The following is a 12,576-nucleotide window of genomic DNA, read 5'->3' on the forward strand; positions in this document are numbered from 1 at the left end:
TGGTTCGATTGGCGGATGTGCGTTGTGTTGTCTGCTGGGTAGCCTTGGGCTCGGTTTGTAGTAGTTGTACGCGAAGTCGTGCAAACGGTTACACGGGTGCGCACCGTGAAAAACATACAAAGCAAGCGCGAACAAAAAACTAGAAGAACCTGCAAGCCAGCATCCAGCTACGGCCCGGGTTCATTGAAGGAGGAAGTGTGCGGAAGAAGCTTCAATTGTGGAGTGTGGCCTTTGTGTTGTGCCTTTGCGCCTCTTGGGCGCGGGCGCAATTTACATCCGGCGTGCAGGGTACGGTCAAAGATCCATCCGGAGCCGCCATCCCCGGCGCGGCGGTGACCCTCACCAACACCGGAACCGGCATCAAGGCAAACACTACATCCGACGCCAAAGGCGTGTACCGGTTCGTGAGTCTTGCTCCCGGCAATTACGTGGTATCTGCGACCAGGTCTGGCTTTGCAGAGGCAAAGACTGCATTCACCCTCACGGCGGGGCAGACGGGCAATATTCCCTTAAGCCTGGCTGTTGGAAAGATATCCACCAGTGTCACCGTAACCACGCAGGCCCCCTTGTTGGATACGGCCGATAGCCGGAATCAACTGACGCTCGGCCAGACCGCCTTGCAGAACCTGCCTCTGGGAACATTGAACCCGACGGCTTTGATTACTCTGACACCCGGCGTAACCGGCCTCGGAGCTGGCTCAGCCACCAACTTCAATACCGAAAACCACATCGACGCGAGTGCCAACGGGCGCGGCCAGAATGGCAACATGTACATCGTCGATGGGTTGGATGTGACAAGTTCGATTCGCCCCGGCGTCCTTAACCTGACTCCGAACTCCGACTCAATTGCGGAAGAGACCATTCAGTCGAATACCTACACCGTGGACTACGGACGCGCGAGCTCGATCCAGGTGGAGATGGTCACAAAGTCCGGCACAAGACACTATCACGGATATGCCAGCGAGTATTACACCTATCAGGGACTGCAGGCCCGTGGCGAATTTGGAGTGCCGCAACCGCAGAAGCTGGCGCCCTTCCACACTAATAACATGTCTTTCGGTCTGGGCGGCCCGGTGATTCCTCACAGAAAGTTCTTCTTCTTCGGCTCCTGGGAGCCATATCTCTCCCTCTCTTCAAACGGAGGATCTCTCATCAGCTATGAAGACCCTGCATTTGTAAACTTCGCCAGGAATGTTCAGCCGAATAGTCCCGAAGTGCAGTTGATGACGAAATATCCGGCAAGCAACGCGACCTTCCGCAAAGTCTTGTCAACGGCAGGCCAGGCCTTCGGACCCGAGAACGCGGCTGCCGATACGGGATGCAACACTCCCAGCACGGACAATATTCCTTGCGATACGCCGGTGTTTGATCAAGGCAACTTCAACTCGTCGAGCTATAACAATTCAGGGCAGTATGATCTGCGCCTTGACAAATCATTTAAGAGAGATAGGCTGTACGGTCTGTTTTATCGGGATACTATCTCGGAAGGCGGCCCGGCCGTCCGTCCGGCCTTCAACACGACAAGCCATTACTACACCTTCTCCATTCAGGGCAATGAGACTCATACCTTCTCTCCAACCACGCTGAATGAAGCGTTCTTTGGCTACAACCGTATCGAAGGGATCGCGCCCTCAAGTGGACTGTTCACAGTTCCAGTGGTGAATGTCAATCAGTTAGGCACGGGATGGGGCGATGGATTTGCTGACGGAGATTACATTCAGCATAGTTATCACTGGAGAGATGTGCTGACAAAGATTATCGGGCAGCACACCATCAAAGTAGGTTATGAAGGCTGGCATGGTGACGACATTGCTCTCTTCGCCGGCGCGTATGCCCAGCCTACACTCACTTTCAGCAACATGATCGACCTCATCAATAACGATCCCTACAGTGAGGGTGGATTGGCCTATAATCCGATCTCCGGAAAGCCCGCTGTTCGCAATTATGGATATCAGGAAACGACCGGTGGGGTCTTCGCTGAGGACTCCTGGCAGGCATCGAGTAAGCTGACCCTCAATTATGGAATCCGATTTGATGACTTTGGAAATCCCTATGTCGCGCTGAATGGAACCGTACTGGCAAACTTTCATCTGGGGTCTGGAAACACCTTTGAGCAAAGAGTTGCAAATGGCTACATGAAGCAACAGAACCATGTTTTCAACCACAGCATGAATTGGGTGTTTAGTCCGCGCGCTGGATTTGCGTATGATCCACTCGGCAATGGAAAGTGGGTGGTGCGTGGCGGCGTCGGTTTATACCACGACTACTTCACGCTGGGTAACGCTGAGAATGGTCTGGGCTCCAATCCTCCTGGGCCGGTTGTGCCAACGTTCTATAACAACGGCTCCACTGCGGCGCCTATCTTTGGCTACGGCACGCAGAACACGTTTCCGTTTGGCTTCCCATATCCGGCATTTAAGCCGGAAAAGCTGGATGCAAAAGGGGGCATCGTTGGTCAGCAGATAAGCGTTGGCGGCGTAGATGGCAATCTCTCCGCACCTGACACGCTGAACTGGTCTCTCGCCGTGGCGCACCAGATGACCAAAAATTTCGTTGCCACCGTCGAGTACATAGGCTCACACTCGTCCAATCTGGTCACGGGCGGCGGTAACACAGGCGCCACATCCTACGGCAACGATGTCAACGCATTCTCCGGAGACCTGCTGGATCATCCCATCTTTTCCAATTCTGGTAATTACACAGGAACAGGCGTGCAGACGCGTCTGAATACCAGCTTTGGATCGTTGACTTATGCGTTCAATGGTCCTCGTGCAAGCTATGAAGCCTTTGTTGCTGCGGTAAAGGGCAGGTTTGCCGGTCGTGGCTTCTTGACCGCTTCTTATACCCATTCCAAGTCGATGGACGATTGGCAAAACTATCCTGTTGCTTATCCCTACAATCAGTTTTATGCGCCCTCTCCGTGGGATGTTCCGAATCGCTTTTCCCTGGGAGCAAGCTACGAGCTGCCCGGCTTGGGGCTCCGCAACGCGGTCATGCGCCGGGTGGCCGGCGGTTGGACTCTGGCCGGAACGGCCGTACTTCAAAGCGGAGAACCCTTCACTGTCTTTACACAAGCGCCCTTGGCGATCAGCACAACGGCAACGGATGGAACAAAGGTCACATCGTCGAACTATCCGGCGGAACGCGCTGCCGGCCACCTGCAGTTCGCACCAGGGTCAGGCGACTTCAACGCCGACGGCAATAACAGTGACTTTCCCTCGGTCGTTTCTTATAAACAGAAACACGGTCGCCGGAACTATGAGATTGGCCGCGGAATATTCCCGACCTGTCCCGGTGGAGTGTTGCCTTGCGGCGACTTTACGCTGCCCAAGGTGGGGCAGGAGGGCAATGAGACCCCCAACCAATTCAGAAACCCCGGCTATGCGGACGTTGATCTGACGCTCGAAAAGACAGTTCCCGTCTATGCAAGTGTGAACCTTGAAATCAAGCTGGAGACCTTCAACCTGTTCAATCGCGTCAACCTTAATGGCGTAGACGCGAATCTGCAGGATGGCACCTTTGGTCAAACCAGCAGCACCCAATCCGCGCGAAATATGCTGTTGGGAGCCAAACTGACATTTTGATTTTGCCTCCAAAAACTTGAAGAGCGGCGTGACAAGCGCCGCTCCTTTTTTTGAGGGAAGTCGTAATTCCCCGGTCAGATACACATCAGACAACCACGCCTGCCAGGATCGAGCGCCATGTGGAAAGATAGGCAGAGCCGAAACTTTCAGAGAACGCCCAGGATGAATTCCAGGAAGAAAATGATAATGACAATAGCGCCGGATGAGATGCATATCCAATGGTCATTGTGAAGAAGCGTAGAGAGGTGAGCAGCAAAGCAGGTTCCGCAGTTGTTTGCCTTGCGCTCGCCTGGATCATGGTGCCGTCTCATCCTGCCCGCGCCCAGAGCGCCGAACAGGGCACGCAGCAAGTCGTTCAGTTCCTGCAACAGCATGAGTATCGCCAGTCGCTGTCGCAAGCCGATCAGTTGCTTACGACGGCCCCGCGGGACTGCAGGCTGCTCTCACTGCGCGGCATGGCCTTAACTGGTCTGCAAAAGTCCGTGGAAGCGGAGCAGTCTTTCAAGCAGGCGCTGCGCAACTGTCCAAACGATTTGCTGGCTCTTGAAGGTGCGGCGCAGATTGCGTATGCGCAGCGGCAGCGGCAGGACGCGGTATTGCTCCTTCAGCGGATACTGAGAATCAATCCTGAGAATATGACAGCAAATGCTATGCTCGCCTCTATCTACCGATCAAGCGGAAAATGCGAGAAGGCTCTGCCGTATTTTGCCGCCAGTGCGCAGATGTTTCCTCAGAGGCCGCAGTACCAACAGGCGTATGCCTATTGTCTTGCTGACACTGCTCACTACGCCCAAGCGGCCGCGAACTATGAGCAGGTGTTGAGCCGACATCCCGGCAAGACAGCACGCTTCAATCTGGCCCTGGTGCAATGGAAGCTGCACAAAGAATCATTGGCGCTGGCGACCTTGAGACCCTTGCTCAAAGATGCGCGACAGGAGTCGGTCATGACTCTCGGCGCGCTGTTGGCTGAGGATACCGGCGACACTCCTCTCGCGGTAAAGTTATTGCGGGCAGCGATTGCGGCGGAGCCACGGGATGAGATGAACTATCTTGAGTTCGCTCAGATCGCCTTTGATCATCGTTCGCCGCAGGTGGGCATTGATATGCTAAACGCCGGACTCACGCAATTGCCAAATGCTGCGCAGCTATACCTGGCCCGTGGGGTGCTGGAAGTTCAGATATCTCATTTCAACGCGGCCATTGCGGACTTTCAAAGGGCTCATAAGCTTGCGCCACAGCTTTCGCTGGCAATGGATGCGATGGGCATCATGGAAAGTCAGCAATACAAGCAGACTTCAGCTTTACAGTTATACCGCAAAGAAGCCAGGTCGCATCCGAAGGACGGTCTGTTGCAATATTTGTATGCTGAGGCGCTCTCAGAGGCGAACCCAACAAAAGATGCGAGTATAGAAGCGATTGCAGCCGCAAGGAAATCGGTGGAGTCTGAGCCCGGTTATGCGCCGGCGCGAGATCTGTTGGCGCTCTTGTATCTGCGCATCCACAATTCTCAGCAAGCACTCAAAGAGGCACAGACGGCATTGAAGATTAACCCTTCGGATCAGGTCGCCCTCTACCACGAGATTATGGCCTGTCGCCAGTTGGGCCAGAAGACTCAAGTGCAGGAATTGGTGAAGCGGCTCGCAGTCATGCGCACTGAGAAGGCTCGGCAGCAGAAGACCGGCCACCGGTACGTACTGCAAGATGAGATAACTCACACGAAACCGTAAACCCTCCGATATCCCGGCATCGGCAAGCTGACCTGATGTGCGGAGTGAGAAGACGTTTGTCTCAACCGCACTGCCCGGCGATGGCTGGGCAGCATCCAGCGCTGCAGGCTTCCGCTCCATCGGGGAATATCCATTCTTCGCGGGGTCAGTTACCTGATCTCGGCAACGCTCGCAGCACAGGGGGGAGATCCATTCCAACCGGTCGCCGCCTTCCTTCCAGCCGCTACTGCGTGGCCGATCTCCCGCCAAGCCATACGCAGCGGACTTAAAATCCGCAGGCCGCAAGGCCGTGGGGTTCAAGTCCCCTCCGGGCATCAATCCTGCCCACGCTCGCGCACCTCGGGAGATGCCTGCTTTCCACCGGCAGATGCTCCGATGGCCCATCGCTCAATGACCGCGCACATTCACAGAAGAACAGCAGACCCCGGCAATCTTCCTTCTCCCGGGGCAAACTACAGATCTAAGCAAACTCTAAGGAACGACCGCCGATTACGGCATCCTCCATGCCCTGCGTTCTAGTGCATTGCCGCGTGCGGTGTGGTGCTGCCCGAGGAGGTCCGATTGCGCGCTGTTCATTTTTCCCAGCCTGAGTATGCCCGCCGATTTCAATGCATCGGTTCCTCTTGCGAGGAAGACTGCTGCAGCGGCTGGCAGGTGACCGTCGATAAACCCTCCTATGATCGGTTCAAGGCGATCGACGACGATGAACTGCGACCCATCTTCGAGCAACATCTTCAACCTCTCACCGAGCAGCAGAAGCAGCAGCATCCCTCCGTATTCGCCATCATCCAGATGCTGCCATCCGGTGCCTGTCCCTTTCTCTCCACCGAACGGCTGTGCAGCATTCAGCTCAAGCGCGGACCTGAGTCGCTCTGCAAGACCTGTGCAACATTTCCGCGCATGCCCCGCGTCATTGACGAGAAGCACGAGACAGCGTTGTCCCTCTCCTGCCCCGAGGCGGCCCGCATCGTGCTGCTCGAAGAGGATCTGCAAATCTCTTCCCCTGATTCAACCCCTCTGCTTTGGGACGATCAGGCCCCGCCCGCCCCGGAGGTGAGGAATTACTTCTGGCATATAAGAGAGTTCACCATTCAATTGCTGCGCAATCGAAGTTATCTGCTCTGGCAGCGATTGTTTCTTCTCGGAACCTTCGCCCGCCGCCTGGACGCCATCGGTCACGGCCAGCTGGAAAGGGGATTTCCCAGCTTTCTTCTCGACTTTGAAAACGCCATTGCCTCCGGCCGGCTGCATGCCTCCATGGAGACGATTCCGCCCAACCTTCCCCTTCAGCTCGACCTGCTCATCACCATGATCAACCTACGCCTGGGCGCTCCTCTTGTTTCCCGGCGCCTTCTGGAAACCATTGAAGATTTCGGAAAGGGAATTGGTCATCTGCCCGGCGTTACCACCGCGATGCTGGCGGCCCGCTACGATGCGGCCTGGCAGCAATACGCAAAACCTTTCTTTGAGCAGCATCCCCACTTTCTTGAGAACTATCTCATCAATCAGGTCTACCGGAATCTCTTCCCCTTCGGAGAAGAGCTTTTTAGGCCAGGTGCCATTCAGGAGCCCGCCAAACACTTTGCGCGCCTGGCAATCCACTACTCTCTCATCAAGGGAGTCTTGATCGGCGTGGCAGGGTGCTATCAGAAGAACTTCAGCCTTGAGATCGCGGTCAAAACAGTTCAGTCGCTTTACAGGAATTTTGAGCATCACGCGAAATTCCTCGACGACATTCAGATGCTCCTGGCCGAGCGCGGTTTAGACAACGCCTATGGGCTGACGATGCTGCTGCGCAATTGAGCCTCCGTATAATCCCGCAGCTCTTCCATCCTCGATATACTCATCTGTCTGCTTCCGTCCGAACCGGAGCAGGGCACACATCACCACATCTGGAGCGCCCATGCCCTCACCTGCCGTCGATTACGCCCGCCAGCACCAGTCCCGCTTTCTTGACGAACTCAAGGATCTGCTGCGCATCCCCTCGGTCTCCACGCTGCCCGAGCACAAGGCCGACGTTCGCCGCGCCGCCGAGTGGCTTGCCGCCGAGCTCACGCGCATCGGCATGCAGCACGTCGAGGTCATCGACACGCCCGGCCATCCGCTCGTCTATGCCGACTGGCTCCACGCCGCCGGCAAGCCCACCTGCCTCGCCTACGGCCACTATGACGTGCAGCCCGCAGACCCGCTCGATGAATGGAAGACCCCACCCTTCGAGCCCACCGAGCGCGACGGCAACCTCTACGCGCGCGGAGCCGTCGATGACAAAGGCCAGATGTACATGCACGTCAAAGCCCTCGAATCCCTCCTGGCCACCTCCGGCGGCAAGCTGCCCATCAACATTCGTGTGCTGCTCGAGGGCGAAGAAGAAGTCGGCGGCGAGCAGATCGCGGCCTTCGTGCAGCGCCACCCCGAGCGCCTTCAGTCAGACTTTGCGCTCATCTCTGACACCGAGCTCTTCGCCGCCGACCTGCCCACCCTCTGCGTCGGCCTGCGCGGCATGATCTACACCGAAATCGAAGTCCGCGGAGCCATGACCGACCTTCACTCCGGCATGTACGGCGGAGCCGCGCCCAACCCCTTCGTCGCCCTCTGCCAGATCATCGCCCAGCTCAAGGACGCCAACGGCCGCGTCCAGGTCCCCGGCTTCTATGACCGCGTCGAGGCCCCCACCCCCGACGAACTCGCCGCCTGGAAGTCGCTGCCCTTCGACGAGGAGCACTACCGCAAGAGCGAAATCGGCTCACCCACCCTCACCGGCGAACCCGGCTACGGCGTCCTTGAGCGCACCTGGGCTCGCCCCACACTCGACGTCCACGGCATGCCCGGCGGCTTCACTGGCGCCGGAGCCAAGACCGTCATTCCCGCCAAGGCCACTGCCAAGGTCTCCATGCGCCTTGTCCCGGCCATGACCGCCGAAGACACCTTCGCCAAATACAAAAAGTTTGTTGAATCCCTCTGCCCGGCCGGAGTCACCGTCGAGGTCCGCCTCATCCATCAGGGCGAGGCGATGGTCATCGATACCGCGAATCCTTATATAGAGGCCGCCACCCGCGCCCTCAAAGAAATCTGGGGCAAAGACACCGTCTTCATCCGTTCCGGCGGTTCCATCCCCATCGTCGGGGACTTCAAGCGATACTTGAAGTTGCCCTCCGTAATGATGGGATTCGGCTTGCCCGACGACAACCTCCACGCCCCCAACGAAAAGTTCCACATCGCCAACTTCCATCGCGGCATCGAGTCCATCATCCGCTTCTGGGAAGAGACCGCAAAGTAGGGAACTGGCGCCCGCCAAGAGCCTCGGAGACCACATATCCGTATCAGGGCACGGCTTCAGCCGTGCCGCTGACGGCTCTTGGAATGAGGGCTTCAGGCCCTGCAAGGGTGCCCCGGGTCCGTCCCTTCGGACCCGGGACCAACAACTTCTCACCGTGTCATCCCTACCAAAGCTCCGGCCCTAATCCCTTATCATCCCGACCGAACGAAGTGAGCGGAGGGACCTGCATTCTCCCGCGTCCGGCCATACCCCCTCCAGGAACTGCGCGCATGTATCAGGGCACGGCTTTAGCCGTGCCGTTAACTGCTCTTAGAATGAGGGCTTCAGCCCCTGCAAGCACCCCATTCAAGTATCATTCTGGCTTGCGTAGGGCCTTCCTCCTATCTCTTTCCCCATCGAGCTTCTCTCAAAAGCAGGCATCATCTGATCCGCAAACTGAGCTAAAATGATCCCATGCGGCCCGCTCCAAAAGGCCGCCGCGAGGCACCCATCATGGTCAAGCCCGATCAAATCGCCGAAGTCATGGGCGGCACCGCCATCCTCGGCCACACCATACACTCTCTCCGCGACCTCGAACTCACCGTCTCCACCGGCCTTCCCAAGCGGGCCCTGCGCCTCGCCGTCGAGCGCGTCTACCCGGCTCGCAGCGACGCCCGCCGCGCCCTGTTTCGTGTCGTGCCCGAGGCCACCTACAAGCGCCGCACCCGTCTTTCTCCTGCCGAGAGTGAGCGCACCGAGCGCCTTGCCCGCGTCATCGCCGCCGCGGAGCACGTCTGGGGCGCCCGCGACTCGGCCCGCGAATGGCTCACCCGCCCGCATCCCGAGCTGGGCGACCGCACCCCGCTCGACGCCGCGCTCAGCGAAGTCGGCGCGCGCCAGGTCGAGGAACTGCTTGACCGCATCCTCTACGGCATCCCCGCCTGATGCAGGCTTACCGCATCGCCGACCGCCGCTACCCGCTGCTCGATGGCATGGGCGCGGCACGCATCGGCGGCCGCTGGAACTCCCCCGGCCATCCCGTCATCTATGCCGCCCAAACCTACTCCGGTGCTCTACTCGAAATCCTGGTCCACGCCAATCTCAACCGTCTGCCGCCCACGCAGGTCGCTGTCGAGCTGACCATCCCTGACACACTCCCCATCGAGCGCCTCGCCCCTGCCGATCTGCCCGGCTGGGACGCCCCCAACCTCGCCGCCAGCCGCAAGTTCGGTGACCGCTGGCTGCAGGAGCAGCGTACCGCCGTCCTCATGGTGCCAGCCCTCGTCACCCACGGCCACGAGCACAACGTGCTGCTCAACCCCGCTCATTCTGACTTCGCCCGCATCACTGCAAGCCCCCCGCAGGAGGTCGCCTGGGATGACCGTCTCTTCCACCGCAAATAGCCCCACTCCCAGCCTGCGCGCCTTCCTGCTCGCCGGCGGCCGCAGCTCCCGCATGGGGCAGGACAAAGCCCTGCTCCCCATCCACGGCCAGCCGCTGGTCGAGCAAATGCTCGCAAGGCTCCGCGCCCTCGGTCTGGAAGCCACCATCTGCGGTAATCGTCCTGATCTCGCCGCCTACGCGACCATCCTTCCGGACGCCGCCGAAGCCTGCGGACCCCTCGGCGGCATCACCGCCGCACTCGAAGCCTCTCCCGCCGAGCTCAACCTCGTCCTCGCGGTCGATCTCCCGGCCCTCCCCGTCGAGTTCCTCCGCTGGCTCACCCTCCGCGCCGCGCTCACCGGCGCCCCTGCCACCATTCCGTATGCCTTGGGCCGCCCCCAGCCGCTTTGCGCCGTTTATCACCGCAATCTGGCCCCAGGCCTGCGGCAATCCCTCGCTTCGGGCGATTACCGCATCATGAGTGCAGTCCATCGGGTCGCTTCCCGCATCGATACGTTTATGGTCGAACAGGTCGCAGCCGCCGGAGCATTCAGCCTCACGCCGCCCCTGCCGCCCGTGTACACATGGTTTCGTAACCTCAACACCCCTCAGGACGCAGCCCGCTTTGCCGCATCTCATCCATCGAATAAGCTGGAAGGAAACGAGACCGCCGATTGAGTACGCCCGAGAAGCCGCCGATTGAGATTCCCACTGAGACCCCGCACCATGGCCATGACCACGGCGGTGCGCCCGGCCATCCTTCGGGTGAATCCCCCAACGGCCATCACGACCCGGCAAAACAGCCCTACATCGCCTTCGAGCACGTCAGCAAGGCATTCGGCAGCCAGGTGGTTCTCGATGACGTCAGCTTCTTCGTCCTCCCAGGGGAGGTCCTCTGCATCCTCGGCCGTTCCGGCGTCGGCAAATCCGTCTCGCTGCAAAACATTGTCGGCTTCCTCAAGCCCGATGCCGGCCGCATCCTCGTCGCCGGCGAAGACATCACCGGTTTCACTGACAAGCAGATGCAGCTCATCCGCCGCAAAGTCACCATGGTCTTCCAGAACGGAGCGCTCTTTGACTCCCTTACCGTGCGCGAAAACGTCGCCTTCCCGCTGCGTGAGCGCAATGAGTTGCAGGAAGATCAGATCATGCAGATCGTCAAAGGCCTGCTCGACATGGTAGGCGTTCATGAGGATTTATTTGATGAGCTGCCCTCCGGGCTTTCCACCGGCATGAAGCGCTCGGTCGCCATCGCGCGCGCCCTGGCCGCGCAGCCCGAGGCCATTCTTTATGACGAGCCCACCACCATGGTCGACCCGCTCATCGCGCGGCTGCTGGGCGATCTTATCCTCAAGCTCAAGCACCAGCTCCGGCTCACCAGCATCGTCGTCACGCATGACATGCGCTTTGCCGAGCGGCTTGCCGACCGCGTGCTCTTTTTGCATCAGGGCAAAGCCCATTTCTTCGGCACCATGGAAGAGATGAAACAATCCAAAGACGAGATTTTGCAGCAATTTTTAGAACTGGATACGCTGGTTCTTCCCGGAGCGTAGGAGACGATGGAGCAGGCACAACCGCAGGACTTTGTAGGCACCTGGCGCCTTGTGGAGTACACCTTTCACCACGAAGACGGCACCGTCGAGCGGCCGTGGGGCGAGGACGTGACCGGCTATCTGCTTTACACCCCGCAAGGCTACATGAGCGCCAACCTGAGCCCGGCGCGCCGCAACTGGCGCTTCCGCCGCGCCCGTCTCAAGGCCGAGGTTCCGGCCGCCGAAGAGGGCGGCCTCGCGCGCCTCGCCCGCCGTGGCGTGCCCCGCGACTACATCGCCTACTCCGGCCGCTTTGAGCTGAAAGACGGCATGATCATCCACCACGTAGAGGTCAGCCTCTTCCCGCACTGGGTCGGCCTGCCGCAGCATCGCTATTACGAGTTCTGCGAAAACCAGCTCACCCTCCGCACCTCCTCCATCAACAGCGGCCGCGACCGCGTCGTCGCCCAGCTTCGCTGGCAGCGAGTGGATTAGCCCTGCCGCGCACCCAACCGCCGTCTGTCTCGGCGAGCAAATGAGAAACCCGGGAACACCTTGTATCAGGGCATGGCTTTGGCCATGCCGCAAGGTACGCATAAAAGAAGGGGCTTCAGCCCCCGAGGATCTCTCCAAATCCGAAAGAGCGTCATTCTGAGCGAAGCGAAGAATCCCGGTGATACCCCGGCCGCCAAACACCGCCCGGAGTTTCTCCCACCACCCTCACTGCCACCCCCGACGACTTTTCCTGGCGTCCTTCGCGTCTTTGCGGTAGCTTTCCCTTGTCATCCGGACCGAACGAAGTGAGCGGAGGGACCAGCATTCCCTCATCACCAAGCCGAGGGTGCCCCGGGGTCCGTCCGTTCGGACCCGGGAAAGGCCAGGCCGCGACTGGCTTATTCCGTGACTGAAAACTGACAACTGAACAGTGGCAACGATTCTTCTTGCCGGTAATTTCCCCTCATTCCGATACACTTAAAACATGGGAAGAAGCAGGCTCACCGGCCTGCTTTTGTCGTTTTGCCCCTCAAATTTGCGAGACTAATACCTCCGTAAACCACTGATTCCATGGGACTTGCCCGCCTAATGTCGGGCAA

Annotated in this window: 9 protein-coding genes and 1 tRNA gene; all 10 read left to right on the forward strand. The window is 59.0% G+C overall.

Annotated elements, in window-relative coordinates; translation table 11 throughout:
- The first annotated feature begins 197 nt into the window (after positions 1–197).
- The 10 genes from ACP_RS16920 (at position 198) to ACP_RS16960 (ending at position 11,977) form a co-directional block, all read left to right on the forward strand.
- Entirely contained in the window at positions 198–3,584 is a 3,387-nt protein-coding gene (locus tag ACP_RS16920; protein ID WP_015898561.1) for a TonB-dependent receptor, read from the forward strand.
- 218 nt (positions 3,585–3,802) lie between these two features.
- Positions 3,803–5,311, forward strand: coding sequence for a tetratricopeptide repeat protein (locus ACP_RS16925; RefSeq protein ID WP_041839720.1), 1,509 nt, complete (start codon positions 3,803–3,805; stop codon positions 5,309–5,311).
- 227 nt (positions 5,312–5,538) lie between these two features.
- Positions 5,539–5,626: transfer RNA gene (locus ACP_RS18190), tRNA-Leu, on the forward strand.
- Positions 5,627–5,851: 225 nt separating this feature from the next.
- Positions 5,852–7,114, forward strand: coding sequence for a flagellin lysine-N-methylase (gene fliB, locus ACP_RS16930; RefSeq protein WP_238525711.1), 1,263 nt, complete (start codon positions 5,852–5,854; stop codon positions 7,112–7,114).
- Between the two features lie 100 nt (positions 7,115–7,214).
- Positions 7,215–8,588, forward strand: a complete 1,374-nt coding sequence (locus tag ACP_RS16935) for a dipeptidase (protein ID WP_015898564.1) — start codon at positions 7,215–7,217, stop codon at positions 8,586–8,588.
- Between the two features lie 492 nt (positions 8,589–9,080).
- Positions 9,081–9,512 carry an antitoxin Xre/MbcA/ParS toxin-binding domain-containing protein gene (locus tag ACP_RS16940; RefSeq protein WP_041840461.1) on the forward strand — a complete coding sequence of 144 codons (432 nt, stop codon included), beginning with the start codon at positions 9,081–9,083 and terminating at the stop codon, positions 9,510–9,512.
- Positions 9,512–9,970: an RES family NAD+ phosphorylase gene (locus ACP_RS16945; RefSeq protein ID WP_015898566.1), complete on the forward strand. Its 459-nt coding sequence runs from the start codon at positions 9,512–9,514 to the stop codon at positions 9,968–9,970. Before ACP_RS16940 ends, ACP_RS16945 begins: the two co-directional genes overlap by 1 nt.
- Positions 9,945–10,628 (forward strand): molybdenum cofactor guanylyltransferase, encoded by a 684-nt coding sequence (gene mobA, locus ACP_RS16950; protein WP_015898567.1) that lies wholly within the window; start codon positions 9,945–9,947, stop codon positions 10,626–10,628. Before ACP_RS16945 ends, mobA begins: the two co-directional genes overlap by 26 nt.
- Positions 10,625–11,503 carry an ABC transporter ATP-binding protein gene (locus ACP_RS16955; protein WP_015898568.1) on the forward strand — a complete coding sequence of 293 codons (879 nt, stop codon included), beginning with the start codon at positions 10,625–10,627 and terminating at the stop codon, positions 11,501–11,503. The genes mobA and ACP_RS16955 overlap by 4 nt, the downstream gene beginning before the upstream one ends.
- A gap of 6 nt (positions 11,504–11,509) precedes the next feature.
- Positions 11,510–11,977 (forward strand): lipocalin-like domain-containing protein, encoded by a 468-nt coding sequence (locus tag ACP_RS16960; protein WP_015898569.1) that lies wholly within the window; start codon positions 11,510–11,512, stop codon positions 11,975–11,977.
- Positions 11,978–12,576: the final 599 nt, after the last annotated feature.

Origin of the sequence: Acidobacterium capsulatum ATCC 51196 (assembly GCF_000022565.1) — a bacterium.
Classification (GTDB): domain Bacteria; phylum Acidobacteriota; class Terriglobia; order Terriglobales; family Acidobacteriaceae; genus Acidobacterium; species Acidobacterium capsulatum.

What these genes read in the sequence shown, in the direction of transcription:
- ACP_RS16925 (WP_041839720.1), top strand. Translation starts at nt 3,803, where the DNA reads ATGGTCATTGTGAAGAAGCGTAGAGAGGTGAGCAGCAAAGCAGGTTCC.
- ACP_RS16960 (WP_015898569.1), top strand. Translation starts at nt 11,510, where the DNA reads ATGGAGCAGGCACAACCGCAGGACTTTGTAGGCACCTGGCGCCTTGTG.
- ACP_RS16935 (WP_015898564.1), top strand. Translation starts at nt 7,215, where the DNA reads ATGCCCTCACCTGCCGTCGATTACGCCCGCCAGCACCAGTCCCGCTTT.
- ACP_RS16945 (WP_015898566.1), top strand. Translation starts at nt 9,512, where the DNA reads ATGCAGGCTTACCGCATCGCCGACCGCCGCTACCCGCTGCTCGATGGC.
- mobA (WP_015898567.1), top strand. Translation starts at nt 9,945, where the DNA reads ATGACCGTCTCTTCCACCGCAAATAGCCCCACTCCCAGCCTGCGCGCC.
- ACP_RS16940 (WP_041840461.1), top strand. Translation starts at nt 9,081, where the DNA reads ATGGTCAAGCCCGATCAAATCGCCGAAGTCATGGGCGGCACCGCCATC.